We start from the raw sequence: 25,515 nt of genomic DNA on the forward strand, positions 1-25,515 counted from the left end.
TGCTTTTTTTTTGCCCCACGCCTGGCGATGCGCCTGCCGAATTCTGGCTTAACTTCCACCCACACGTTTACAGCGTAAGGATTTTTCGTGCTGATTATATTGGGTTATATCCTTGTCCTCGGATCGGTGTTGGGCGGCTTCGCAATGGTCGGCGGCCACCTTGGCGCATTATATCAACCGTCGGAGGTGCTGATTATTGTCGGCTCCGGCATTGGCGCATTTATTGTCGGCAACAACGGCAAGGCGATTAAAGCGACGCTCAAGTCGCTGCCGCTGCTGATGCGCGGCTCGAAATATAACAAGTCGGTGTATATGGATCTGATGGCGCTGCTCTACCGCCTGATGGCCAAATCGCGCCAGCAGGGGATGCTGTCGCTGGAGCGCGATATCGAAAATCCGCAGGAAAGTGAGATTTTTGCTAATTACCCGCGCATTCTTGCCGATAAAAGATTAGTGGACTTTATTACCGACTATTTACGCCTGATGGTCAGCGGCAATATGAATGCCTTTGAGATTGAAGCGTTGATGGATGAAGAGATTGAGACTTACGAGCACGAGTGCGATGTGCCGGCAACGGCGCTTGGAACGATGGGCGATTCACTGCCGGCGTTCGGTATCGTGGCCGCGGTAATGGGGGTGATTCACACCCTGGCCTCTGCGGACCGCCCGGCGGCTGAGCTCGGTGCGCTGATCGCCAACGCGATGGTCGGCACCTTCCTCGGTATTTTGCTGGCTTACGGTTTTATCTCCCCGCTCTCCGGGGTGTTACGCCAGAAGTGTGCCGAGACCACCAAGATGATGCAGTGCATTAAGGTGACGCTGCTCTCCAGCCTGAACGGTTATGCCCCGCAGATCGCGGTGGAGTTTGGTCGTAAGACGTTGTACTCAACGGATCGACCGTCGTTCAGCGAGCTGGAAGAGCACGTTCGTAATGCGAAATCCAATAAGCAGACTTCGGATCAAGACGCATGAAGCATAACAATCACCCCATTGTGCTGGTAAAGCGAAAAAAGTCGAATAAGCATGCCGGCTCGCACGGCTCGTGGAAAATCGCCTACGCCGACTTTATGACGGCAATGATGGCCTTTTTTATGGTGATGTGGCTGATTTCTATCTCAAGTCCTCAACAATTGATTCAGATTGCCGATTACTTTAAAACGCCGCTGAAAGTGGCGCTGACCGGCGGCCAGCGCAGCAGCGACAGCTCCAGCCCGATCCCCGGCGGCGGTAAAGATCCGGTCGAGAAGCAGGGTGAAGTGCATAAAGTGGTCGATATGGATGCACAGAAGCGCAAGCTGGATGAAATTCGTCTTAACCGCCTGCGGGAAAAGCTCGACCAGCTGATAGAGGCTGACCCGCGCCTGCGTGCGCTGCGTCCGCATCTGATTATTAACATGGTGGAAGAGGGGCTGCGTATCCAGATTATTGACAGCCAGAACCGCCCGATGTTTAAAACCGGCAGCGCCGAAGTGGAGTCGTACATGCGCGATATCCTGCGTGCGATTGCCCCGATTCTGAATGATATCCCCAACCGGATTAGCCTGGCGGGACATACCGACGACTTCCCCTATGCCGGGGGGGAGCGGGGTTACAGTAACTGGGAACTCTCTGCCGACCGTGCCAACGCGTCCCGACGCGAGCTGATGCTGGGAGGACTGGACAGCGGCAAGATGCTGCGTGTGGTGGGCATGGCTGACACCATGAAATTGAAGAACCGTGGTGGCAACGATGCGGTTAACCGCCGCATCAGCCTGCTGGTGTTAAACCATGACACGGAAGCGCAGATCGAGCGTGAAAATGCCGAAAGTGATGCGGTACAGATTAGTGATGCAAGTAGCCTTAAAACGATAGCGGCACCGGAAGTTCCTTCTGATGCCAGCAAAAACCAAGACCCTCAACACTCACAGGCTGAGCCTGTCAGCGCGAATGCTCCGGTAACGTCGTTACCTGCGGCACCCGCACCGGCGGCCCAGACCGATCGCGACTCACAGCCGAGGTGATACCGTGAGCATGGATATCAGCGATTTTTACCAGACGTTCTTTGATGAAGCCGACGAATTGTTGGCGGACATGGAACAACACCTGTTGGGTCTTGACCCGCAGGAACCAGATTCGGAACAGCTTAACGCTATCTTCCGTGCGGCCCATTCGATTAAAGGCGGAGCGGGTACCTTTGGTTTTACTGTATTACAGGAAACCACGCATATTCTGGAAAACATTCTCGACGGTGCGCGACGCGGCGAAATGCAGCTGAGCACCGATATCATCAACCTGTTTTTGGAAACCAAAGATATTATGCAAGAACAGCTGGATGCGTATAAGACTGCCTCGGAACCCGATGCGGCGACGTTTGCCTATATCTGTCAGGCGCTGCGTCAGCTGGCGCTGGAAGCGAAAGGTGAGGTTCCGGCCCCTGCGGTGGCGACTGACGCTGCTCCGGCTGTGGCGGTTGCTGCCAGCGGTCTGCGGATCAAACTGACCGGCCTGAAAGCGGGCGAAGCCGACCTGATGCTGGAAGAACTGGGCAATCTGGGTACGGTTTCCGCAGCCGTTAAGGGCGAGAACACGCTCGAAGCCTCACTGGATTCCTCAGTGGGTAAAGACGATATCGTCGCGGTGCTGTGCTTCGTTATCGACGAATCGCAAATCAGCTTCCCGCAGGCCGAGGTGGTGGATATCAGCGCTGCGGCTGCTGCTCAGCCGGTGGCTGAACCAGTGGCTGCGGTTACCAGCGCCGAAGCGGAACTGGCCAGCGTGAGCGAGATTGCTCCGCTGAAGCGCGAAGCGGCGAAAAAGCCTGCTGCCCCGAAGGTGAATGAATCAACCAGTATTCGCGTAGCGGTTGAGAAGGTCGATCAGCTGATCAACCTGGTTGGCGAACTGGTCATTACCCAGTCAATGCTGGCGCAGCGCTCCGGCGAGCTGGACCCGGTCAATCATGGCGACCTGCTGAACAGCATGGGCCAGCTGGAGCGCAATGCGCGCGACCTGCAGGAGTCGGTGATGTCGATTCGTATGATGCCGATGGAGTATGTTTTCAGCCGCTTCCCGCGTCTGGTGCGCGACCTTGCCAGCAAGCTGGGCAAAGAAGTCGAACTGACGCTGATGGGCAGCTCGACCGAGCTGGATAAGAGCCTGATCGAACGCATTATTGACCCGTTAACGCACCTGGTGCGTAACAGCCTGGATCACGGGATTGAAACGCCGGAAAAACGCCAGGCAGTCGGCAAGCACGCGGTGGGCAACCTGACGCTGTCAGCGGAACACCAGGGCGGCAACATCTGCATCGAAGTGACCGATGACGGTGCCGGTCTGAACCGCGAACGTATTCTCGCCAAAGCGCTCTCTTCCGGCCTGCCGGTCAGCGAGTCGATGAGCGACGAAGAGGTTGGCATGCTGATCTTCGCCCCGGGCTTCTCCACCGCCGAGCAGGTGACTGACGTCTCCGGTCGTGGCGTGGGCATGGACGTGGTGAAACGTAATATCCAGGAGATGGGCGGCCACGTTGAGATCTCCTCGAAGCAGGGCAAGGGCACAACGATCCGTATCCTGCTGCCGCTGACGCTGGCAATTCTGGATGGCATGTCGGTGCGCGTGGCCAACGAAGTGTTTATCCTGCCGCTGAATGCGGTGATGGAATCCCTGCAGCCGCTGGCGGATGACCTGAAAGCGCTGGCGGGCGGTGAACGCGTGCTGGAAGTGCGCGGCGAATATCTGCCGCTGGTTGAGCTGTGGAACGTCTTTGAAGTGCAGGGTGCGAAAACCGAAGCGACGCAGGGCATTGTGGTGATCCTGCAGAGCGCCGGTAAACGCTACGCGCTGCTGGTTGATCAGCTGATTGGCCAGCACCAGGTGGTCGTGAAAAACCTGGAAAGCAACTATCGCAAAGTGCCGGGTATCTCCGCCGCCACCATCCTTGGCGATGGCAGCGTGGCGCTGATTGTAGACGTCTCTGCACTGCAGTCTCTGAACCGTGAAAAGCGTGTGGCGGGAGCCGCAGCCTGACAATAACTGATTAAGGGTAGCATTATGACTGGAATGGCCACTGTCACTAAACTCGCCGGCGAAACCGTGGGTCAGGAGTTCCTGGTGTTTACGCTGGGTGATGAAGAGTACGGGATTGATATCCTCAAGGTGCAGGAGATCCGCGGTTACGATCAGGTCACGCGCATCGCCAACACCCCGGCGTTTATCAAGGGTGTAACCAACCTGCGTGGCGTAATCGTACCGATTATCGACTTGCGTATTAAGTTTGCCCAGCCGGACGTCGACTATAACGACAACACCGTGGTGATCGTGCTGAATCTGGAGCAGCGCGTGGTGGGCATCGTGGTGGACGGCGTGTCTGATGTGCTGTCGCTGACGCAGGATCAGATCCGTCCTTCCCCGGAATTTGCCGTCACCATGTCTACCGAGTATCTGACCGGTCTGGGCGCGCTCGGTGAGCGTATGCTGATTCTGGTCGACATCGAGAAGCTGCTGAGCAGCGAAGAGATGGCGCTGATGGATACGCTGCGCAGCGCATAATATTCAGCAATAACGATTGCGTAAGGGGTGGCCGTATTTTGGGTCACCCCTTTTTTTTGCAGTGATACCCCACATTGCTTTGCCTTAAGTGCCGGGAGGAGAGGGCTAAGATCTTTTAGTTACTTAACTTTGCGCAGCATAAAGTTCTCCGCCGGGGAACCGATACCATTAGACGTTATTCTATTCATCATACATACCAAGGGTTTCTTATGTTCACGCGGATTAAAGTCGTCACCAGCCTGATTATGGTTCTGGTGATTTTCGGCACGTTACAGTTAGCTTCTGGCGGCTTGTTTATCAATGCGCTGACTCACGATAAAAACAGCTTTGCGGTATCTCAGGCCGCCAGCGATAACGTGGCGCTGTTTACCGACGCCTGGGTCACGCTGAACCAGACGCGCATTACGCTCAACCGCGGCATGCTGCGCCTGCAGAGCGAAGCGGCCAACTCGGGCAGCAGCGCCTCCCTGAAGATGCTCAGTGACCAGGCCAAACAGCAGCTTGCGCTGGCGGCTAAAACTTACGCCGCTTATCAGGCCCTGCCGGAAACGCCGGGCATGAACAGTCAGCTGGTTGAGCGCCTGGAGCAGAGCTATGACGTTTACGTGCAGACGCTGACGCAGATGATCCAGCTGATGGATGACAAACAGCTGGATGCGATGTTCAAAATGAATATCGAAGCGAAGCAGAAAGTGATGCAGAGCACCTATGTCCAGTGGCGTGACCAGCAGGCAACGTTGAGCAAGCAGGGCGCGGCGCAGAACGAGAAAGCCTACGAGCAGATGCTGTGGCTGATCTCTGGCGTTATGATTCTGGTGGTGGCGCTGATCGTGCTGTGCTGGTATGGCCTGCGTAACATCTTGATCCGCCCGCTGCAAAGCAGCATTGCGCACATCAGGAGTATTGCAGAGGGTGACCTGACGCAAAATATCGTTGCGGTCGGGCGCAACGAAATGGCGCAGCTGGCGAACAGCCTGCATGAGATGCAGCAGGCGCTGGTGAAGACCGTCAGCGTCGTGCGCGATGGTTCAGACGCGATTTACACCGGCGCCAGCGAAATCTCTGCGGGTAATAATGACCTGTCAGCGCGCACTGAAGAGCAGGCTGCCTCGCTGGAGCAGACCGCTGCCAGCATGGAGCAGCTGACCGCGACGGTGAAGCAGAATGCTGAGAACGCCCGCCAGGCGTCACAGCTGGCGCTGAATGCCTCCGAAACGGCACAGAAGGGTGGCCGGGTGGTCGATGGCGTGGTGAAGACCATGAACGATATTGCCGGGAGCTCGAAGAAAATTGCCGATATTATCAGCGTTATTGACGGTATCGCTTTCCAGACCAATATCCTGGCGCTGAATGCCGCGGTGGAAGCGGCCCGTGCCGGGGAGCAGGGGCGTGGCTTTGCGGTGGTGGCGGGCGAAGTGCGTAACCTCGCCCAGCGCAGCGCCCAGGCGGCGAAGGAGATCAAAGGATTGATCGAAGACTCGGTAGCGCGCGTCGATACCGGCTCACAGCTGGTCGGCAGCGCGGGTGAAACCATGACCGATATCGTCAATGCGGTGACCCGCGTCACCGATATTATGGGCGAAATCGCTTCGGCTTCTGATGAGCAGAGCCGCGGCATCGACCAGGTCGGCACCGCCGTCACCGAGATGGACCGCGTGACGCAGCAGAATGCCTCGCTGGTGGAAGAGTCCGCCTCGGCGGCCGCCTCGCTCGAAGATCAGGCCAGCCGTCTGACCCAGGCGGTGGCGGTGTTCCGCATTGCGCGCCAGCAGGCGGCCCCGGTTGCCGTGCTAAAGCGCCCGCTGCTGAATAAGCCCAGCGCTAAGCCCGCTAACCCGGTGAGCAACGACGGTCATTGGGAAACGTTTTAATTCCGTATCCCAAACGGGTCGGGCATGCCCGACCCCTACACGTAATACGTAGGGTCGAGGCATGCCCGCCCCCTACACGTAATATGTAGGGCCGAGGCATGCCCGACCTCTACACGTAATATGTAGGGCCGAGGCATGCCCGACCTCTACACGTAATACGTAGGGTCGAGGCATGCCTCGACCTTAATCCATCCCAGCGCCATAAAGATCCCCCCGCGATTGCCGATAACAGCAGCCTTAACCGATTAATAAGGAACATTATGTTTAAGCGTATGAAGGTCGTTACCAGCCTGATAGTGGTGCTGGCATTTTTTGGTTCATTACAGTTAATCACCGGCGGCCTGTTCTTCCAGGCGCTGAAAGGCGACAAAGATAATTTCGCCGTCTCCCAGCAGCTGCGGCTGCAGCAGTCCGCCCTCAACCAGTCCTGGATCGCTCTGATTCAGGCACGTAATACCCTCAACCGTTCCGGGATCCGCTACATGCTGGATGCTAATCATATGGGCAGCGGCGACAGCGTTAAACAGCTGCTGGCGGCGGCGCAGGAACAGCTCAATATCGCAGAGAAAAGCTACGCCACCTGGGACTCTCACCTGTCGCAACAGGGCAAAAGCGCCGAAAACGTGCGCGCTATTCAGGAAAACTACCGCATCCTGCACGACGCGCTGGCGCAGCTGATCCAACTGATGAACGACGGCAAGATTAGCGAATTCTTCGATCAGCCAACCCAGCGTTATCAGGATGGTTTCAGCCATGCCTATAACAGCTGGCTGAGCAAAAACGATGCGCAGGCGCAGGCCGGTGCGGACCAGAATCTGCATGCCTTCAATCAGGCGATCTGGGTGCTGGTTATCGTGCTGGTGGTGTCACTGCTGGCAATTGGCGGGGTGTGGAGCGGCATCCGTCATATCCTGCTGCTGCCGCTGCAGAGCAGCATCGGTCATATCCGGCGTATTGCCAGCGGCGATCTGACGCAGCCCATTACCGTAGAGGGGCGTAACGAGATGGCGCAGCTGGCCGCCAGCCTGCAGCATATGCAGCAAGAGCTGGTGCGCACCGTCAGCGTGGTGCGCGACGGCTCTGATGCCATCTTTACCGGCGCCAGCGAAATCGCCGCCGGCAATAACGACCTCTCTGCGCGTACCGAACAGCAGGCCGCCTCGCTGGAGCAGACCGCGGCCAGCATGGAGCAGCTGACCGCCACGGTGAAGCAGAACGCCGAGAACGCCCGCCAGGCCTCACAGCTGGCGTTGAGCGCCTCTGAAACCGCACAGAAGGGCGGCAAAGTGGTGGATGGCGTGGTGAAAACCATGAACGACATCGCCGGCAGTTCGAAGAAAATTGCCGATATCACCAGCGTCATCGATAGCATCGCCTTCCAGACCAATATTCTGGCCCTCAATGCCGCGGTAGAAGCGGCGCGTGCCGGGGAGCAGGGGCGCGGCTTTGCCGTGGTCGCGGGCGAAGTACGTAACCTCGCCCAGCGCAGCGCGCAGGCGGCGAAGGAGATCAAAGGACTGATCGAAGACTCGGTATCCCGCGTCAACACCGGCTCGGTGCTGGTGGAGAGCGCCGGTGGAACCATGAGCGATATCGTCAATGCGGTGACCCGCGTCACCGATATCATGGGCGAAATCGCTTCGGCTTCTGACGAGCAGAGCCGCGGCATCGACCAGGTCGGCACCGCCGTCACCGAGATGGACCGCGTCACGCAGCAGAATGCCTCGCTGGTGGAAGAGTCCGCCTCGGCGGCCGCCTCGCTCGAAGAGCAGGCCAGCCGACTGACCCAGGCGGTCGCCGTGTTCCGCATTGCGCGCCAGCAGGCGGCCCCTGCTGCCGTGCTAAAGCGCCCGCTGCTGAATAAGCCCAGCGTTGAGTCCGCTAACCCGGTGAGCAACGACGGTCATTGGGAAACGTTTTAATTCCGTATCCCAAACGGGTCGGGCATGCCCGACCTCTGCACGTAATACGTAGGGTCGGGCATGCCCGACCCCTACACGAAATATGTAGGGTCTATGTAGGGTCGAGGCATGCCTCGACCTTAATCCATCCGAGCGCCATAAAGATCCCCCCGCGATTGCCGATAAAACACAGCAGTAGCTATCCAACTGGGGAAAGGTATGTTCAAGAGTATGAAAGTGGTAACCAGCCTGGTGCTGGTTTTGGTTTTATTTGGTGCTTTACAGTTGATTTCGGGCGGGCTGTTTTTCCAGTCTCTGAAAGGAGATAAGGAAAACTTCGCGCTGACTCAGCAGATTCGCCTGGAGCAGGCCAATCTTACCGCCGCATGGATAGCACTGGTTCAGACACGTAATACGCTTAACCGCGCCGGGATCCGCTATCAGCTGGATGCCAGCAATAACGGCAGCGGCGCCACCATTCCGGAACTGGTGGCGCTGGCGAAAAGCCAGCTGACCACCGCGGAAACGCAGTTTGCGGAGTACACCAAAGAGTTACCGCCGGATGTCGTGGCACTGCCGCACGTTCAGGCCGTGAGCGAGCACTACAAAATCCTGCATGACGCGCTGGTTGAGCTGAGCGACATGCTGGCCAAAGGTGACTTCAAAGGGTTTGTCGACCAGCCTACTACCGGTTTCCAGAACGGTTTTGAAGCGGCCTATGACAACTGGCTGAAGAATACCGATGCCCTGCTGTCGGCGGGTGCCGAGCAGAACGAGCGCGCATATCACCAGGCTATCTGGGTGCTGCTGATTATTCTGCTGGTCTCCGTCGCCACCATCGCGCTGGTGTGGACCGGTATCCACCACATTCTGCTGCGTCCGCTGAAGCAAAGCATCGAGCATATCCGCTGTATCGCCAGCGGCGACCTGACGCAGAGTATTGAGGTGACAGGGCGCAACGAGATGGCGCAGCTGGCCTCCAGCCTGCATCACATGCAGCAGGAGCTGGTAAAAACCGTTAGCGACGTGCGCGATGGTTCCGATGCCATCTTTACCGGCGCCAGCGAAATCGCCGCCGGCAACAACGACCTCTCTGCACGTACCGAAGAGCAGGCCGCCTCGCTGGAGCAGACCGCTGCCAGCATGGAGCAGCTGACCGCGACGGTGAAGCAGAACGCCGAGAACGCCCGCCAGGCGTCACAGCTGGCGTTGAGCGCCTCTGAAACCGCACAGAAGGGCGGCAAAGTGGTGGATGGCGTGGTGAAAACCATGAACGACATCGCCGGCAGTTCGAAGAAAATTGCCGATATCACCAGCGTCATCGACGGCATCGCCTTCCAGACCAACATTCTGGCCCTCAATGCCGCGGTAGAAGCGGCGCGTGCCGGGGAGCAGGGGCGTGGCTTTGCCGTGGTGGCGGGCGAAGTGCGTAACCTCGCCCAGCGCAGCGCGCAGGCGGCGAAGGAGATCAAAGGGCTGATTGAAGACTCGGTATCCCGCGTCAACACCGGCTCGGTGCTGGTGGAGAGCGCCGGAGAGACGATGACCGATATCGTCAATGCGGTGACCCGCGTCACCGACATCATGGGCGAAATCGCCTCTGCCTCTGACGAGCAGAGCAAGGGCATCGACCAGGTCGGCACCGCCGTCACCGAGATGGACCGCGTTACGCAGCAGAACGCCTCGCTGGTGGAAGAGTCCGCTTCGGCGGCGGCCTCGCTCGAAGATCAGGCCAGCCGACTGACTCAGGCGGTCGCCGTGTTCCGAATTCGTAAAGAAAATGTCATCGCGGCCGTTAATAACAACAGGGGCAACGTTTCCCCGGTGCTGGCAGCACCCGCGGCGGCGCGTAAAGCGTTACCGGCAGCCAGTTCAGACGAGCATTGGGAAACATTTTAATACGTCACAATAAGGTCGGTCGGCCGAAATAGCCGGTCTGCCAGTTAACGGGGCGACCGAAAAAGAGGGTCGACCCCTACAGTAGGGGCGGAGCGCTGTTGTGGTCCGCCCACGCAGAAACGTTGGGTTGAAGTTGGCAGGATGGCTACATGAAGAAAACGACGTTGTTAGCTCCACCGGAAACCGCAACGCTGCTGTCACAGATGGTGCAGCGTCTGCCGTTATCCGATACGCACTTTAAGCGTATCAGTCAGTTGATTTATCAGCGAGCTGGCATCGTCCTCGCCGACCACAAGCGGGAGATGGTTTATAACCGCCTCGTGCGCCGGTTACGTACGTTAAATATCGACGATTTTGGTCGCTATATGGCGCTACTGGAAACTGACCCGAACAGCGCGGAGTGGCAGGCATTTATCAATGCCCTGACCACCAACCTGACGGCCTTTTTCCGCGAGGCGCACCACTTCCCTATCCTGGCGGAGCACGCGAAGCGTCGCCCCGGCAGTTACAACGTCTGGTGTGCGGCGGCCTCCACCGGTGAGGAGCCTTACTCCATCGCCATGACGCTGGCCGAAACGCTGGGCACCGGTCCGGGTAAATTCCAGATCCATGCCACGGATATCGACACTCAGGTGCTGGAGAAGGCGCAGTCCGGCGTCTACCGCCAGGAAGAGCTGCGCACGCTGTCACCGCAGCAGATGCAGCGCTTCTTCCTGCGCGGCACCGGCCCGCATGAGGGCATGGTGCGCGCGCGTCCGGAGCTGGCAAATATGGTGAGCTTTGCCCAGCTTAACCTGCTGGCTAACGACTGGGCGCTCTCCGGCCCGTTTGATGTGATTTTTTGCCGTAACGTGATGATCTACTTTGATAAAGAGACGCAGGAGAAAATTTTACGGCGTTTTGTTCCGTTACTGAAACCAGGCGGCCTGCTGTTTGCCGGACACTCAGAAAACTTCAGCCAGATCAGTAAAGAGTTCTATCTGCGTGGCCAGACGGTCTATGGACTGACTAAGGAAAGATAATGAGTAAAATCAGAGTGTTGTGCGTTGATGATTCTGCCCTGATGCGTCAGCTGATGACCGAGATTATCAACAGCCATGCCGATATGGAGATGGTGGCATCCGCGCCGGACCCGTTAGTGGCGCGGGATTTAATCAAGCAGTTCAACCCGGATGTGTTAACGCTGGATGTTGAGATGCCGCGGATGGATGGCCTCGATTTTCTTGAAAAACTGATGCGCCTGCGTCCGATGCCGGTGGTGATGGTCTCCTCCCTGACCGGGAAAGGCTCTGAGATCACGCTGCGCGCGCTGGAGCTGGGGGCGGTGGATTTTGTTACTAAACCGTCGCTGGGGATCCGCGAAGGGATGCTGGCCTACAGCCAGATGATTGCCGATAAGGTGCGTGCCGCTTCCCGCGCACGTCTGCACACCCGTGGCCCAACGCCCGCGCCGGTGATGCTGAAAGCGGGCCCGCTGCTGAGTAGTGAAAAGCTGATTGCGATTGGCGCGTCGACCGGCGGTACCGAGGCGATCCGCCACGTGCTGCAGCCGTTACCGGCCACCAGCCCGGCGCTGCTGATCACCCAGCATATGCCGCCAGGCTTCACCCGCTCGTTTGCCGAACGTCTGAACAAGCTGTGTCAGATCACGGTGAAAGAGGCGGAAGATGGCGAACGTATTCTGCCCGGCCATGCCTATATTGCCCCGGGCGCGATGCACCTGGAGCTGGCGCGCAGTGGCGCAAACTACCAGGTCAAACTGAATGAAGGCCCGCCGGTGAATCGTCACAAGCCGTCGGTCGATGTGCTGTTTAACTCAGTGGCGCAGTACGCCGGTCGGAATGCCGTTGGCGTGATCCTGACCGGAATGGGTAACGATGGGGCTGCCGGGCTGCTGGCGATGAATAAAGCCGGTGCCTGGACCATCGCCCAGAACGAAGCGAGCTGTGTGGTATTTGGTATGCCGCGAGAGGCAATCGCCCTCGGGGGAGCCAGTGAAGTGGTGGATCTTCACCAAATCAGTCAGCACATGCTGGCAAAAATTAGCGCCGGACAGGCGTTGCGTATCTAACAACGCGGTCCTCGCGAGCGACAAAAAACGGGAGTAAGTATGGTCGATAAAAATATGCGGTTTCTGGTGGTAGACGACTTCAACACGATGCGTCGTATCGTCCGTAACCTGTTAAAAGAGCTGGGTTTCAACAACGTTGAAGAAGCAGAAGACGGCGTTGATGCGCTGAATAAGCTGCGCGCCGGGGGTTTTGACTTCGTGGTCTCTGACTGGAACATGCCCAATATGGACGGTCTGCAGCTGCTGCAAACCATTCGTGCGGACGCCACGATGAGCAAACTGCCGGTCCTGATGGTGACGGCGGAAGCGAAGAAAGAGAACATCATTGCTGCGGCTCAGGCGGGCGCCAGCGGCTACGTGGTTAAACCCTTCACTGCGGCTACCCTGGAAGAGAAATTAGGCAAGATCTTCGAAAAACTGGGTATGTAAGGAGCCAACATGAACGCAATTCCGAAACCAAATGTTGATGCTGCTTCGGCACAGGACATTATCTCCAAAATTGGTTCACTGACGCGGATGCTGCGCGACAGTCTGCGAGAGCTGGGTCTGGATCATGCTATTGCCGAAGCGGCAGAAGCGATCCCAGATGCCCGCGATCGCCTTGATTATGTGGTACAGATGACCGCGCAGGCGGCAGAGCGCGCGCTTAACTGCGTGGAGGCTGCACAGCCGCGTCAGACGGTGTTGGAAGATGGAGCGAAAACGCTGAAAGGGCGCTGGGATGAGTGGTTTGAAAATCCTATCGAACTGGCAGATGCCCGCTCGCTGGTTTCGGATACTCGTGGTTATCTCGACGAAGTGCCGCAGCATACCAGCTTCACCAACGCCCAGCTGATGGAAATCATGATGGCTCAGGATTTCCAGGATCTGACCGGGCAGGTGATAAAACGTATGATGGATGTGATCCAGGAGATTGAACGTCAGCTGCTGACGGTCCTGATGGAGAACATTCCAGACCAGAGTATGCGGGCGAAAAAAGATACCGACAGCCTGCTCAATGGTCCGCAGATTAATGCTGCGGCACCAAACGTGGTAGCCAGCCAGGACCAGGTCGATGACCTGCTGGACAGCCTCGGCTTCTGATATCCAGGGGCGGTACCCTACCGCCCCTCTATTGACTGTTTTTCCCATTCCGTAAATAACCCCCTAATTACACGTTTACTCGTGGCATTACCCCTGCGCGAATTTGGCATTCTAGCCTCAGTCAATCCGTACTGAAGGTTCGCCGCTGTGTCTCAGGATAGCGATGAGGAAAAAACAGAGTCCGCTACGGCTCACCGATTGGAAAAAGCCCGAGAAGATGGGCAGATTCCGCGATCGCGTGAGCTGACGTCGATCCTGATGCTGGTGGCCGGGCTAAGTATTCTCTGGGCTGGCGGCGAATGGATGGGGCGCAAACTCGGTGCTTTGGTGGCGGATGGTCTGGTATTTAACCACTCGGTGGTCAGTGATACCAGCCAGATGCTGCGCCAGATTGCCAACCTGCTGATGCAGGCGGTGATGGCTATCTTGCCGATGATGTTTGGCCTGGTGGTGGTGGCAATCGCCGCGCCGATGCTGCTCGGTGGCCTGGTCTTCAGCGGAAAATCAATTAAGTTCGACCCCGGCAAGATGAACCCGATCAAAGGGCTGGCGAAGCTGGTCTCCGCCCAGTCGGCAGCGGAGCTGCTGAAAGCAGTGCTTAAGGCCACGCTGGTTGGCATCGTTACCGGGCTATATATCTGGCACCACTGGGCGGAGATGCTGCGCCTGGTGAGTGAGTCGCCGGTGACCGCGCTGGCCGGGGCGCTGAACATGATTGCGATGTGCAGCATTCTGGTGGTGCTCGGGCTGTCGCCGATGGTGGGTTTCGACGTGTTCTTCCAGCTGTACAGCTACTTCAAGAATTTACGCATGTCGCGTCAGGATATTCGCGATGAGTACAAGCAGCAGGAAGGTGACCCGCACGTGAAGGGGCGTATCCGCCAGCAAATGCGTGCCGCCGCCCGCCGCCGCATGATGGCCGATGTGCCCAAGGCGGACGTGATTGTGACTAACCCGACCCACTATTCGGTCGCGTTGCAGTACGACGAGAAGAAAATGAGTGCGCCAAAGGTGCTGGCGAAGGGCGCAGGGGATATTGCTCTGCGCATTCGTGAGCTGGCGAAAGAGAATCGTATCCCGATCCTCGAAGCCCCGCCGCTGGCGCGTGCGCTGTATCGCCACAGTGAAATTGGCCAGCATATCCCGGGGCAGCTGTACGCCGCCGTGGCAGAAGTTCTCGCCTGGGTATGGCAACTCCGCCGCTGGAAAGTGGAAGGGGGGCTGATCCCAAAACGACCTGTTAAATTACCGGTGCCGGAAGCGCTGGACTTTGCTGGAGAAGAAAAACCTGATGTCTAATCTGGCCGCTAAATTACGGTTACCTGCCAACATGAAAGATACGCAGTGGAAGGTGTTGGCCGGGCCAATACTGATCCTGCTTATCCTGTCGATGATGGTGCTGCCGCTGCCGCCGTTCATCCTTGACCTGCTGTTTACCTTCAACATCGCGCTGTCGATTATGGTGTTGCTGGTGGCGATGTTCACCCAGAAAACGCTGGAGTTCGCCGCTTTCCCGACCATTCTGCTGTTCTCCACCTTATTACGCCTGGCGCTCAACGTGGCCTCCACGCGTATTATCCTGATGGAAGGCCACACCGGGGCGGCGGCTGCCGGACAGGTGGTGGAAGCCTTTGGTCACTTCCTGGTGGGCGGTAACTTCGCCATCGGTATCGTGGTGTTTATCATCCTGGTCATCATCAACTTTATGGTGATTACCAAGGGTGCCGGGCGTATTGCCGAAGTGGGCGCGCGCTTTGTGCTCGACGGGATGCCGGGTAAGCAGATGGCGATTGACGCCGACCTCAATGCCGGGCTGATCGGTGAAGAGGAGGCGAAAAAGCGTCGTTCCGATGTGACGCAGGAAGCCGATTTTTACGGTTCGATGGACGGTGCCAGTAAGTTCGTGCGCGGCGATGCGGTGGCGGGGATCATGATTATGGTGATCAACGTGATCGGCGGCCTGCTGGTCGGGGTGGTGCAGCACGGGATGGACGCCGGACATGCGGCGGAAACCTATACCCTGCTGACCATCGGTGACGGCCTGGTCGCACAGATCCCGGCGCTGGTGATCTCCACTGCGGCCGGTGTGATTGTGACGCGCGTGGGCACCGATCAGGACGTGGGCGAGCAGATGGTTGGCCAGCTGTTCAACAACCCGCGCGTCATGATGCTGAGCGCCGGGGTACTCGGCCTGCTTGGCCTGGTGCCGGGCATGCCAAACCTGGTGTTCCTGCTGTTTACCGCCGCGCTGCTGGGGCTGGCCTGGTGGATCCGCGGTAAAGAGATGCAGCCTAAAGCCGCCGCGACGCCGCAGATGGCCAAAGCCCCGCAGGAGAGCGCGGCCTCGGTCGAAGCCACCTGGGGCGACGTGCAGCTGGAAGATTCGCTGGGGATGGAAGTGGGCTACCGCCTGATCCCGATGGTCGACAGCGCGCAGGACGGCGAGCTGCTCGGACGCATCCGCAGTATCCGTAAGAAATTCGCCCAGGAGATGGGCTTCCTGCCGCCGGTGGTGCATATCCGTGACAACATGGATCTGACGCCGGCGCGCTACCGCATTCTGATGAAGGGCGTGGAAATTGGCAGCGGGGATGCGTATCCCGGCCGCTGGATGGCAATTAACCCCGGCACCGCTGCCGGAACTTTGCCGGGTGAAGCTACCGTCGACCCGGCCTTTGGCTTGGCGGCGATCTGGATTGACAGCGCGCTGAAAGAGCAGGCGCAGATTCAGGGCTTTACCGTGGTGGAGGCCAGCACCGTGGTGGCGACTCACCTCAACCATCTGATTGGCCAGTACGCCAGCGAACTGTTTGGCCGCCAGGAGGCGCAGCAGCTGCTGGACCGCGTTACCCAGGAGATGCCGAAGCTGACTGAGGATCTAATCCCGGGCGTGATCACCCTGACTACGCTGCATAAAGTGCTGCAGAACCTGCTGGCCGAGCGCGTGTCGATCCGCGATATGCGCACCATTATTGAAACCCTGGCGGAACACGCTGCGGTGCAGACCGATCCGCAGGAGCTGACTTCGGTGGTGCGCGTGGCGCTGGGCCGCGCCATCACCCAGCAGTGGTTCCCGGGCAATGGCGAAGTGCAGGTTATCGGGCTGGACTCAACGCTGGAACGTCTGCTGTTACAGGCGTTGCAGGGCGGCGGTGGGCTGGAGCCGGGTCTGGCTGACCGCCTGCTGGCGCAGGCGCAGAGCGCGCTGCAGCATCAGGAAGGGCTGGGGGCGCCGCCGGTGCTGCTGGTCAATCATCCGCTGCGTGCGCTGCTGGCCCGCTTCCTGCGCCGCACGCTGCCGCAGCTGATGGTGATCTCCAATATGGAGCTCACCGACAACCGCAATATCCGCATGACTTCCACCATCGGGGGTCATTAATGAAGGCGTTATGGCTGTTACTGCTGCTGCCGGGCATCAGCCTGGCGGCGGGCGGTGCCTGGCATGCCAGCGCCACCGGCCCGGGCCTGCAGAATCGCGGCGTGCAGGCGTCGTCGCGCCCGCTGGCACCGTCTGAAGCGGTGAGCGGCGCGATCACCGAGGTCGCCTGGCGCTACGTGCTGAGCACGCCGGCTCCGGCGGGTTTGCAGGTCAGGCTCTGTGCGGAAAATCGCTGCGTGCCGATTGAGGGCGGCAGCGGGTCAACGCGCGGCTTAAGCAACGTGGCGGCGGGTGAAACATTGCGCTTTATTTATCACGTAGAAGGGAAAGGGCGGGTATTTCCGATAGTGCGCGTGGTGAGTAATGAAGTGATGGTGAATTACCAGTAGGGGGCGACCTTCTTTTCCGGTCGACCCGGAATGTGGGCACGGGTCGACCAAAAAAAAGGGTCGACCCCTACGGTTGAATCCCGATTTTCGTAGGGGCGAGGCATGCCTCGCCCGCCGCGTTTACATCCGTTCTACCGTCTGAATGCCCAGGGTATCCAGACCCCGCTTCAGGGTTTTGGCGGTCAACAGCGCCAGGCGCAGACGGCTCTGTTTTGTGGCGTCATCTTCGGCATTCAGGATCGGGCAGTGCTCGTAGAAACCGGAGAACAGGCCCGCCAAATCGTACAGGTAGGCACACATCACATGCGGCATCCCGTCGCGCGCGACCTGAGTAATCACCTCTTCAAACTGCAGCAAACGCACGGCCAGCGCCGCTTCGCGCTCTTCGCTGATGCGCGTTTCGCCGCTGATGCCGTGTTCATCAATCCCGGCTTTACGGAACACCGACAGCACGCGGGTATAGGCATACTGCATATACGGCGCGGTGTTGCCTTCAAACGCCAGCATATTGTCCCAGTCGAAGATGTAGTCGGTGGTACGGCTTTTTGACAGGTCTGCGTATTTCACCGCGCCGATGCCGACGATCTCCGCCAGCTGCTGCAGTTCATCCGCTGGCATATCCGGGTTCTTCTCACCAATCAGCCTGGTGGCGCGGTCAACCGCTTCATCCAGCAGGTCAGAGAGCTTAATGGTACCGCCCGCGCGGGTTTTGAATGGCTTACCGTCTTTGCCCAGCATCATGCCGAACATGTGGTGCTCCAGCGGCAGTGAATCCGGGATATAACCGGCTTTACGCACGATGGTCCACGCCTGCATCAGATGCTGGTGCTGGCGTGAGTCGATGTAATAGAGCACGCGATCCGCTTTCAGCGTCTCGTAACGATATTTGGCGCAGGCGATATCGGTGGTGGTGTACAGATAGCCGCCATCCTTTTTCTGGATGATCACCCCCATCGGCTCGCCATCTTTATTCTTGTACTCGTCGAGGAACACCACGGTGGCGCCTTCGCTCTCGACCGCCAGCCCTTTGGCCTTCAGATCGGCGACAATGCCTGGCAGCATGTCGTTGTACAGGCTCTCACCCATTACGTCGTTGCGCGTCAGGGTGACGTTCATGCGGTCATAAATTTTCTGGTTCTGCGACATGGTGATGTCAACCAGGCGTTTCCACATCTTGCGGCAGTATTCGTCACCGCCCTGCAGTTTTACCACGTAGCTACGCGCGCGCTCGGCAAAGGCCTGGTCTTCATCGTAGGTGCGCTTGGCTTCGCGGTAGAACACTTCGAGGTCGGCCAGCGCGATCTCTTCGTGGTTCTCGTTCTGCTGCTTTTCGAGGAAGGCGATCAGCATGCCGAACTGGGTGCCCCAGTCGCCGACGTGGTTGGCGCGGATCACGTTATGGCCGAGAAACTCCAGCGTGCGCGCGGCGGCGTCACCAATGATGGTGGAGCGAACGTGACCCACGTGCATCTCTTTAGCGACGTTAGGGGCTGAGTAGTCGATCACCACGGTCTGCGGAGTGACATCCGCCACGCCGAGCTTCGGTGCCGCCAGCACGTTGTCGATCTGGCTGGCAACCCATGCCGGGTCAAGGAAGATATTAATGAAGCCCGGACCGGCAATCTCCACTTTCTGCGCAATTCCGGTGAGGTCCAGCTGCTCCAGAACCTTTTCTGCCAGCTGTCGCGGCGGCATGCCCAGCGATTTAGCCACGGCCATCATGCCGTTGGCCTGGTAATCACCAAACTGTGCTTTAGCCGACTGGCGCACCTGAGGCTCACAATTAGCCGGAGCACCCACTGCGATCATCGCCTGACTGACTTTATCTGAGAGAAGGGCCTGAATATTCACCGAGTTACCTTAATTTGCTGAAAGGTCAACGCTTGCGCGCTGGCCGTTGTCACGACGCCGCCCGCCGGGAAAATGACCGGGAATGGCAGCGCTAAAAAAGAAGGGGAAAAGTATACTGCATTTGATAACAAGTTATCCAGGAACCTGCGTTCCTGGATAACTTGTGCAGAGCAGGTGGGGATAACAGTGCTGTGAGGCTGTCATCCACAAAAAAGAGATATTAACGACGGCGATGGGGGCGGTGCGGGCTAGCGACAGTATTTTTTCCGTTCTGTACCTTCCAGTGGCGTACCAGAGCAAACCCCATCATCGCGATCAGCACGGCGACAAGCAATAACATAAGCATAGAGCTTTTCCTTGTGTGATGGTCGGGACAAATCTATAAGAAAGCAGAATAGCCTACAATCCACCCCTTTTGATTTAGGAATTGTCGCATTGTATAAATTTAACTAAACTAAAACAGAAAGTTAAAGGCTATTTTCTAAAAGAAAAGCTGGTACTAAACCAGCTGAAGCTGGATGAAAAGCCGGATAAACAGTCGAATTGTAGGAATAATTGCCTTAAAGCGATAAATTTCTATTGATTGAGATGGTACGCAATTCAGGTTGCCTTAAGTATGAAAGGTAAGCCTGGCTACAGTAAATGAAGGAAACAGTGATGTCTGAGCGCTTTGAAGCAGCAGAATTAAACGATCTGGCTAATGATTTACCCCGTTTTTTACACTCTCTTTACCATCTGGCGCAGCGTCTGGGGCTCGATCTCGCCGCGCTGGAAGTTGACCACATAGCGCTGAGGTGCAATCAGAACACCACCGCAGAGCGTTGGAAAGCGGGCCTTTTACGTCTGGGTACGCTGTTTTCCGAGAAGCAGATTGCGGGCAGGCCAATTGCATTATTCGAATTAACGCAACCGTTACAGGTGGGGCCGTGGCCGATAAGCATCATTGAACTACCGTGGCCCGGTCAGCGGCTCTATCGCCACGAGGGGTGGGAGCATATCGAAGTGGTGCTGCGCGGCGATGCCGACACGCTGGGGACGCGTGCGCTGGCGCTGATGGCCGATGAAGGCTTGATCCAACAGGGCATTTCAGTGAAAAGCAGCGCGCCGCATGGGGAAGGTGAGCGGCTGCCCAACCCGACGCTGGCGGTGACTGACGGCCAGGTGACCATCAAGTTCCATCCGTGGAGCCTGAAGGAGATTGTGGAGAGCGAACGCGAAGCTTAGCGACCGATAGCCAGCGCCAGCGTCATGCGGCGCAGGGCCTCGTTTAACAGGTCGCGCTGACAGCCAAAGTTGAAGCGCACAAACTTGTCATCGCCGAAGTCGCGCCCGGCCGAGAAACCCAGCCCGTGTTTTTCAAAGAACAGCGCCGGGCTGGCTACGTTGAGCTGGCTGGCGTCAATCCAGCCGAGGTAACTGCCTTCCGGCGCGACCATGCTCATGCCCGGCAGTGTGTTAACGTGCTGCACCAGCGCATCGCGGTTGCTGCGCAGATACGCCAGCTGCGCCTCCAGCCACGGCTGACCGTCGCGCCAGGCCGCGGTGGCCGCGACCAGCGCCAGCACGTCGACGTCCGGCACAATGCCTTTACGCTGCTGGTTAAAACGTTCACGCAGTTCACGGTTGGGGATAATGGCCAGCGATGCGCCCAGCCCGGCGATATTGAAGCTTTTTGACGGCGACAGCAGGGTTACTGAGCGCTGCGCGGCGTCTTCGCTCAGGCTGGCGAACGGAATATGCTCTACCCCCGGTTCCAGCAGCAGGTCACAGTGGATTTCATCCGAACAGACCAGCAGGTCGTGGCGCTGGGCAAACCGCAGCTGGGCTTCCAGCTCAGCGCGGCGATAGACGGTGCCGCCGGGGTTTTGTGGGTTGCACAGCATCAGCAGCTTCTCGTTGCCGGTCAGCTGCGCGTCCAGCGCGTCAAAATCCACTACCCAGCGCTGCTCTTGCAGCACCAGCGGGGCATTGATCTGATCTCTGGCGGCGAGCGAAGCCGCGGAACGAAACGGCGGATAGATTGGGGTGGGGGCCACGGTGCCCTGATGGGCTTCGGTAAAGGCACGCACGCATAGATTAAGCCCGGTTACTACGCCGGGAAGAAACACTAACCATTCCGGCTGGATTTGCCAGCCATAGCGGCTGCTCATACGCGCGATAATCACGTCAATCAGCTCTTCCTGCGGGAAGCCATAACCGAATATTCCGTGAGCCACCCGCTGCTGTAACGCGTCGATAATGCAGTCGGCAGAGCGAAAATCCGTATCCGCTACCCACAGCGGAAGGATATCCCGGTCACCATATTTTCGCCATTTCAGGCTATCGCTGTGACGGCGGTCTATCCGTTGGTCAAAACTGAATGCCATGATCATGTTTCCCGTTAAAATAAGTACCAGTGCAAGATAAGTTCAGACTAATCATCAGAGTATACATAAACAAACAGCCAGCAGTGATTAACCGGAGGATAGGATGCGAAAACTGGAAATATGCTGCTACGGGGTGGAGTGCGCAGTGACGGCAGAACGGGCGGGAGCCGACCGGATTGAGCTGTGCGCAGCCCCCGGCGAAGGGGGACTGACTCCGTCAGCAGGCGCACTGATTGCCGCGCGCCAGCGCGTATCGATTCCGGTTCACCCGATCGTACGCCCGCGCGGCGGCGACTTCTGCTACAGCGAGATTGAATTTGAGTTGATGAAGTCGGACATCGCTTTTATCCGCGAGCGCGGCTTCCCCGGGCTGGTGATCGGCCTGCTGGATGAAGACGGACATATCGATCTGGCGCGCATGCAGCAGGTCATGCGGCTGTGTGAGGGCATGAGCGTGACCTTTCATCGGGCGTTCGACCTGTGCCACAACCCACGCAGCGCGCTGGAACAGTTGACGGATCTCGGCGTGGCGCGCATTCTGACTTCAGGCCAGCAGCAGAGTGCAGAAAGCGGATTACCGCTGTTAAGGGAACTTAGCCGCATGACCTGCGGTCCGATTATTATGGCGGGTGCCGGCGTGCGCCTGAGCAATCTGCAAAAATTTATTGATGCCGGTCTGACTGAGCTTCACAGCTCGGCCAGTCAGCGAGTCTCTTCCCCGATGCGCTACCGCAAAGCCGGCGTGTCGATGTGTTCCGAAACGGAAATAGATGAATTCAGCCGCAGCTGCGTTGATGGCGACGTGGTGGCGGCAATGAAAAGCGTCATGTCGTTTGGCGCTCCCGAAAGAGTGGCCTGAGACAGCAGCCGATTTTGCCGCGCAGCACGCCGCACTCTGACGTGATGTTTGCAAGTACCAGACCCCAACCCCTTTGTTGGGGTTTTTTTTGTTCTCAACGCACGCAGATGATGCCGGATGACGCAAAAAACTTTTACACTCACTCTATCCCTAACCCGTGATGAGAGCCTTGATGAAGATTTTCGCTTGTACGTTAACGGCGCTGATGACTTTACTGGTGGCCCCGGCGGGATATGCCGCAGCAGCCTGCGCACCCGGCTCTCAGCAGGTGAACAATAACAACAGCCTGATGATGCTGGGCGGCACGGCAAAAGGCCCCATCAAACAGTTTGTGGTGGGGGAGTTTGGCAAAGATGTCGACCAGCAAAAGCGCATGCTCGGCCAGTTTGACCGCTGCGGAGCACTGCTGCGCGCCGATATCAGCTATGAGAAGCAGGAAGGGAATATGCAGATCAAGCTGGTACAGAATATCGAGCGCGTCGGGCAGGGCTGGCGCTCGGGCTATGATCTGGTGGTGTTTCAGCTAAAGGACGGCCAGCCGGTTGAGGTCAACCATAAGCAGGGCACCATCGACTATCACACCGGTAAGCGCGGCAGCATCACCAGTTCAACCGATAAATTTTTGCTGCAGGGTGAGGAAGGTTTTACGGAAACCACTAATCGCTTCGATGAGAAACAGCGCCTGGTGCGCAGCGTGTCGCGCGGCTCAGACCAAAATAGCAACGGGGCTTTCGACTACCGCTGGAATAATAACAATCAGCTGCTCTCTTCAAAATCGGAACGTAGCACCATGCAGTGGCGTTACGATAAGCAGGAGCGCGAGCTGAGCCTGACGACCAAAACCGACAATCCGCTCAGCAGTATGACCAGCGTCGACGAGTGCCAGCTGTGGGACGATCGCGGTAACTGTACCCTGAGCTACTCGCGCGAGATGGAAGTTTTTCCCAGTGGAATAGTGCGGCGCAATATTACCGCTGCCTACCGATTTGAGTATTGGGAATGAAAAGGGGACGGGCATGCCCGTCCCCTACGCAGATGCCAGGCTCGCGCCACTTTGGGAATGAAAAGGGGACGGGCATGCCCATCCCCTACGCAGATGCCAGGCTCGCGCCACGTATTCCCCTGGTTCAGGGCTTAGTGGCGACCAGCACCGCACGCAGCGGGGCCGGATAGCCTTCTATCGTTTTGCCCGGATCGTTCGGGTCGAGGAACTCGGCGAGGGATTCGCTGGTCATCCAGTCGGTCCGGCGCTGTTCCCCGGTGCTGGTCACGGAGTAGTCCACAATCTTCACATCGACGAAACCACACTTTTCCAGCCAGTTCTTCAGCGCCCCGGTAGAGGGGATAAAGTAGACGTTGCGCATCTGTGCATAGCGTTCGCCCGGCACCAGCACCTGCTGATCGTCGCCTTCCACTACTAACGTCTCCAGCACCAGTTCTCCGCCGGAAACCAGCTGGTTTTTCAACTGGAACAGGTGATCCAGCGGTGAGCGGCGATGGTAGAGCACGCCCATGGAAAACACCGTGTCGAACGCCTTCAGCTCCGGCAGTTGCTCAATGCCGAGCGGCAGCAGGTGGGCGCGCTGATCGTTACCCAGCAGCTTGCGCACGGCTTCGAACTGGCACAGGAACAGCTGCATCGGGTCGATGCCCACCACCAGCCTGGCTCCTGCGCCCAGCATGCGCCACATGTGGTAGCCGCTGCCGCAGCCGACATCCAGCACGGTGCGCCCGGCGAGGGAAGAGATATGCGGCAGCACGCGCTCCCACTTCCAGTCGGAGCGCCATTCGGTATCGATATTGACGCCATACAGCGAGAACGGGCCTTTGCGCCACGGCATCAGATTGCGCAGCAATTTCTCAATACCGTCACGCTGGCGGGCGGTCAGATGGGGACTATCGGCACTGACGCCGTGAAGCAGGTCGAGGGTTTCCGGGGTGAGATCCGGCAGGTGTTCGACGGAGCGGTCCCAGTTCTTGAAGTGGCCGTGCAGCGACTCGCGCTGCCAGGCGGCGATCTGCCCTGGCAGCGTTTCCAGCCAGTGCGACAACGGGCTTTTGGCAATTAGTTGGTAAAAGTTTCCGAAATCCATCAGGCGTGACCCGCTTTTAAAGCAATTAAAGATCCAAAGTTAAAGCACTGGAACCACAGTTCGGCATGTTCGAAACCGGCGCTGTGCAGGCGCGATTTGTGGGTTTCCACGCTGTCGGTCAGCATCACGTTTTCCAGCATGCTGCGCTTCTGGCTGATCTCCAGCTCGCTATAGCCGTTAGCGCGTTTGAAGTCGTGGTGCATGTTAAACAGCAGTTCACCCACATCGGCATCGGCAAAGCTGAATTTCTCAGACAGCACCAGCGCGCCACCGGGCTTCAGGCCCTGATAAATGGTATTCAGCAGCTGCTGGCGCTCCTGCGGTTCAAGAAACTGCAGCGTGAAGTTGAGCACCACCATCGAAGCATTTTTAATCGGGATCTGGCGGATATCGGCTTCAATGACCTCTACCGGCGTGTCGGCACGGAAGGCGTCAATATGGCGGCGGCAGCGCTCGACCATCGCGGGGGAGTTATCCACGGCGATAATATTGCAGCCTGCGGCTTTGATGTTGCGGCGTACCGACAGGGTAGCGGCGCCCAGTGAACAGCCAAGGTCATAGACGGTTGAGTCCGGCTGTACAAAACGCTCGGCTAACATGCCAATCATCGAAATAATGTTGGAATAGCCGGGCACGGAGCGCTGAATCATATCGGGAAAGACTTCAGCCACGCGCTCGTCAAACGTCCAGTCGCCAAGTTTGGCAATTGGCGCGGAAAACAGCGTATCGCGGTTAGACATAATGGTAAGTCCGGAGAGGCTAACGGAAAGGGCATATTCTGGCAGAAAGCGGCGCGGGCTGCACCTTTTCTGCCAGTCTGAGGATTAATGCAGGGTGAAAACCAGGTCCCACGGCAGGAACACCAGATTGGTGACAACCATGCCAAACAGGGAGAGCAGCGTGAGGATCATGCCATTGCGGCGCCACAGCAGGGTCCGGCTGCGTAAGCCGTGAAAGTGCATCAGGCGACCGAGGAAAAACAGCACGCCGAGCAGATGCAGCAGGACCATGTCAGCGCCGTTCATCTCCATCATCACCAGCAGCATCACGGCAATCGGAATATTTTCTACCGCATTGCCGTGCACCCGAATGGCAAGCTGTAGATCAGAGACGCCGCCATCGCCAATGGAGACCCGGTACTGACGCCGCAGCTTCACCACATCCAGAGAAAATTTAATAATAAAAATCGCGCCAAGCACTACGTAGAGAGCACTGACCATCTCTCA

General features: G+C 58.0%; 22 protein-coding genes. 17 read left to right on the forward strand and 5 right to left on the reverse strand.

Annotated features, from left to right (window positions below):
* Positions 1-87 precede the first annotated feature (87 nt).
* The 14 genes from motA (at position 88) to flhE (ending at position 17,120) form a co-directional block, all read left to right on the forward strand.
* Positions 88-972 (forward strand): flagellar motor stator protein MotA, encoded by an 885-nt coding sequence (gene motA / locus J2Y91_RS17730; protein ID WP_048915796.1) that lies wholly within the window; start codon positions 88-90, stop codon positions 970-972.
* Positions 969-2,000, forward strand: coding sequence for a flagellar motor protein MotB (motB, locus tag J2Y91_RS17735; protein WP_133623821.1), 1,032 nt, complete (start codon positions 969-971; stop codon positions 1,998-2,000). Before motA ends, motB begins: the two co-directional genes overlap by 4 nt.
* Before the next feature lie 10 nt (positions 2,001-2,010).
* Positions 2,011-4,005 (forward strand): chemotaxis protein CheA, encoded by a 1,995-nt coding sequence (cheA, locus tag J2Y91_RS17740; protein WP_253539538.1) that lies wholly within the window; start codon positions 2,011-2,013, stop codon positions 4,003-4,005.
* A 24-nt stretch (positions 4,006-4,029) separates the two neighbouring features.
* The gene (cheW, locus tag J2Y91_RS17745) at positions 4,030-4,527 is read left to right on the forward strand and encodes a chemotaxis protein CheW (RefSeq protein ID WP_048915799.1); all 498 of its coding nucleotides are present in this window, start codon (positions 4,030-4,032) and stop codon (positions 4,525-4,527) included.
* A gap of 209 nt (positions 4,528-4,736) precedes the next feature.
* Positions 4,737-6,398: a methyl-accepting chemotaxis protein gene (locus J2Y91_RS17750; protein ID WP_133623820.1), complete on the forward strand. Its 1,662-nt coding sequence runs from the start codon at positions 4,737-4,739 to the stop codon at positions 6,396-6,398.
* A gap of 260 nt (positions 6,399-6,658) precedes the next feature.
* Positions 6,659-8,320: a methyl-accepting chemotaxis protein gene (locus J2Y91_RS17755; protein ID WP_133623819.1), complete on the forward strand. Its 1,662-nt coding sequence runs from the start codon at positions 6,659-6,661 to the stop codon at positions 8,318-8,320.
* A gap of 198 nt (positions 8,321-8,518) precedes the next feature.
* A complete protein-coding gene (locus J2Y91_RS17760) occupies positions 8,519-10,198 on the forward strand; it encodes a methyl-accepting chemotaxis protein (protein WP_133623818.1) in 1,680 nt (559 codons plus the stop codon).
* Positions 10,199-10,347: 149 nt separating this feature from the next.
* Positions 10,348-11,220 (forward strand): protein-glutamate O-methyltransferase CheR, encoded by an 873-nt coding sequence (gene cheR, locus J2Y91_RS17765; RefSeq protein WP_048915803.1) that lies wholly within the window; start codon positions 10,348-10,350, stop codon positions 11,218-11,220.
* On the forward strand, positions 11,220-12,269 hold the full coding sequence (locus J2Y91_RS17770) for a protein-glutamate methylesterase/protein-glutamine glutaminase (RefSeq protein WP_048915804.1): 1,050 nt from the start codon (positions 11,220-11,222) through the stop codon (positions 12,267-12,269). The genes cheR and J2Y91_RS17770 overlap by 1 nt, the downstream gene beginning before the upstream one ends.
* Before the next feature lie 39 nt (positions 12,270-12,308).
* Positions 12,309-12,698 carry a chemotaxis response regulator CheY gene (gene cheY / locus J2Y91_RS17775; RefSeq protein ID WP_048915805.1) on the forward strand — a complete coding sequence of 130 codons (390 nt, stop codon included), beginning with the start codon at positions 12,309-12,311 and terminating at the stop codon, positions 12,696-12,698.
* Between the two features lie 9 nt (positions 12,699-12,707).
* Entirely contained in the window at positions 12,708-13,352 is a 645-nt protein-coding gene (cheZ, locus tag J2Y91_RS17780; RefSeq protein ID WP_048915806.1) for a protein phosphatase CheZ, read from the forward strand.
* A gap of 147 nt (positions 13,353-13,499) precedes the next feature.
* Positions 13,500-14,651 (forward strand): flagellar biosynthesis protein FlhB, encoded by a 1,152-nt coding sequence (flhB, locus tag J2Y91_RS17785; protein ID WP_133623817.1) that lies wholly within the window; start codon positions 13,500-13,502, stop codon positions 14,649-14,651.
* The gene (gene flhA / locus J2Y91_RS17790; RefSeq protein ID WP_048915808.1) at positions 14,644-16,731 is read left to right on the forward strand and encodes a flagellar biosynthesis protein FlhA; all 2,088 of its coding nucleotides are present in this window, start codon (positions 14,644-14,646) and stop codon (positions 16,729-16,731) included. Before flhB ends, flhA begins: the two co-directional genes overlap by 8 nt.
* On the forward strand, positions 16,731-17,120 hold the full coding sequence (flhE, locus tag J2Y91_RS17795) for a flagellar protein FlhE (RefSeq protein ID WP_133623816.1): 390 nt from the start codon (positions 16,731-16,733) through the stop codon (positions 17,118-17,120). Before flhA ends, flhE begins: the two co-directional genes overlap by 1 nt.
* A gap of 120 nt (positions 17,121-17,240) precedes the next feature.
* Here flhE and argS read toward each other — a convergent pair whose 3' ends face one another.
* The gene (gene argS / locus J2Y91_RS17800; RefSeq protein WP_133623815.1) at positions 17,241-18,971 is read right to left on the reverse strand and encodes an arginine--tRNA ligase; all 1,731 of its coding nucleotides are present in this window, start codon (positions 18,969-18,971) and stop codon (positions 17,241-17,243) included.
* 657 nt (positions 18,972-19,628) lie between these two features.
* On the opposite strand from argS, the gene J2Y91_RS17805 reads away from it, so the two are divergent.
* Entirely contained in the window at positions 19,629-20,195 is a 567-nt protein-coding gene (locus J2Y91_RS17805) for a VOC family protein (protein WP_133623814.1), read from the forward strand.
* Here the strand turns inward: J2Y91_RS17805 and J2Y91_RS17810 are convergent.
* Complete coding sequence (locus J2Y91_RS17810; RefSeq protein ID WP_133623813.1) at positions 20,192-21,337, reverse strand: MalY/PatB family protein; 1,146 nt, start codon at positions 21,335-21,337, stop codon at positions 20,192-20,194. The genes J2Y91_RS17805 and J2Y91_RS17810 overlap by 4 nt on opposite strands.
* Before the next feature lie 103 nt (positions 21,338-21,440).
* Between J2Y91_RS17810 and cutC the strand changes: the two genes are divergently transcribed.
* On the forward strand, positions 21,441-22,196 hold the full coding sequence (cutC, locus tag J2Y91_RS17815) for a copper homeostasis protein CutC (protein ID WP_133623812.1): 756 nt from the start codon (positions 21,441-21,443) through the stop codon (positions 22,194-22,196).
* Positions 22,197-22,368: 172 nt separating this feature from the next.
* The gene (locus J2Y91_RS17820; protein ID WP_133623811.1) at positions 22,369-23,199 is read left to right on the forward strand and encodes a hypothetical protein; all 831 of its coding nucleotides are present in this window, start codon (positions 22,369-22,371) and stop codon (positions 23,197-23,199) included.
* Positions 23,200-23,323: 124 nt separating this feature from the next.
* On the opposite strand, the gene cmoB is transcribed toward J2Y91_RS17820, so the two are convergent.
* The 3 genes from cmoB to J2Y91_RS17835 form a co-directional block, all read right to left on the reverse strand.
* Positions 23,324-24,292 carry a tRNA 5-methoxyuridine(34)/uridine 5-oxyacetic acid(34) synthase CmoB gene (cmoB, locus tag J2Y91_RS17825; RefSeq protein ID WP_133623810.1) on the reverse strand — a complete coding sequence of 323 codons (969 nt, stop codon included), beginning with the start codon at positions 24,290-24,292 and terminating at the stop codon, positions 23,324-23,326.
* On the reverse strand, positions 24,289-25,029 hold the full coding sequence (gene cmoA, locus J2Y91_RS17830) for a carboxy-S-adenosyl-L-methionine synthase CmoA (RefSeq protein ID WP_133623809.1): 741 nt from the start codon (positions 25,027-25,029) through the stop codon (positions 24,289-24,291). Before cmoA ends, cmoB begins: the two co-directional genes overlap by 4 nt.
* Positions 25,030-25,113: 84 nt before the next feature.
* Positions 25,114-25,509, reverse strand: a complete 396-nt coding sequence (locus J2Y91_RS17835; RefSeq protein ID WP_048915816.1) for an MAPEG family protein — start codon at positions 25,507-25,509, stop codon at positions 25,114-25,116.
* Positions 25,510-25,515: the final 6 nt, after the last annotated feature.

The organism is Erwinia aphidicola (assembly GCF_024169515.1).
Lineage (GTDB): Bacteria > Pseudomonadota > Gammaproteobacteria > Enterobacterales > Enterobacteriaceae > Erwinia > Erwinia aphidicola.

Coding starts and splice junctions, on each gene's coding strand:
- flhE (WP_133623816.1), top strand. CDS start 16,731: ATGAAGGCGTTATGGCTGTTACTGCTGCTGCCGGGCATCAGCCTGGCG.
- J2Y91_RS17810 (WP_133623813.1), bottom strand. CDS start 21,337: ATGGCATTCAGTTTTGACCAACGGATAGACCGCCGTCACAGCGATAGC.
- cheW (WP_048915799.1), top strand. CDS start 4,030: ATGACTGGAATGGCCACTGTCACTAAACTCGCCGGCGAAACCGTGGGT.
- J2Y91_RS17835 (WP_048915816.1), bottom strand. CDS start 25,509: ATGGTCAGTGCTCTCTACGTAGTGCTTGGCGCGATTTTTATTATTAAA.
- cutC (WP_133623812.1), top strand. CDS start 21,441: ATGCGAAAACTGGAAATATGCTGCTACGGGGTGGAGTGCGCAGTGACG.
- flhA (WP_048915808.1), top strand. CDS start 14,644: ATGTCTAATCTGGCCGCTAAATTACGGTTACCTGCCAACATGAAAGAT.
- motB (WP_133623821.1), top strand. CDS start 969: ATGAAGCATAACAATCACCCCATTGTGCTGGTAAAGCGAAAAAAGTCG.
- J2Y91_RS17770 (WP_048915804.1), top strand. CDS start 11,220: ATGAGTAAAATCAGAGTGTTGTGCGTTGATGATTCTGCCCTGATGCGT.
- cheY (WP_048915805.1), top strand. CDS start 12,309: ATGGTCGATAAAAATATGCGGTTTCTGGTGGTAGACGACTTCAACACG.
- J2Y91_RS17750 (WP_133623820.1), top strand. CDS start 4,737: ATGTTCACGCGGATTAAAGTCGTCACCAGCCTGATTATGGTTCTGGTG.
- J2Y91_RS17760 (WP_133623818.1), top strand. CDS start 8,519: ATGTTCAAGAGTATGAAAGTGGTAACCAGCCTGGTGCTGGTTTTGGTT.
- cmoA (WP_133623809.1), bottom strand. CDS start 25,029: ATGTCTAACCGCGATACGCTGTTTTCCGCGCCAATTGCCAAACTTGGC.
- J2Y91_RS17820 (WP_133623811.1), top strand. CDS start 22,369: ATGAAGATTTTCGCTTGTACGTTAACGGCGCTGATGACTTTACTGGTG.
- J2Y91_RS17805 (WP_133623814.1), top strand. CDS start 19,629: ATGTCTGAGCGCTTTGAAGCAGCAGAATTAAACGATCTGGCTAATGAT.
- cheA (WP_253539538.1), top strand. CDS start 2,011: ATGGATATCAGCGATTTTTACCAGACGTTCTTTGATGAAGCCGACGAA.
- J2Y91_RS17755 (WP_133623819.1), top strand. CDS start 6,659: ATGTTTAAGCGTATGAAGGTCGTTACCAGCCTGATAGTGGTGCTGGCA.
- cheR (WP_048915803.1), top strand. CDS start 10,348: ATGAAGAAAACGACGTTGTTAGCTCCACCGGAAACCGCAACGCTGCTG.
- cheZ (WP_048915806.1), top strand. CDS start 12,708: ATGAACGCAATTCCGAAACCAAATGTTGATGCTGCTTCGGCACAGGAC.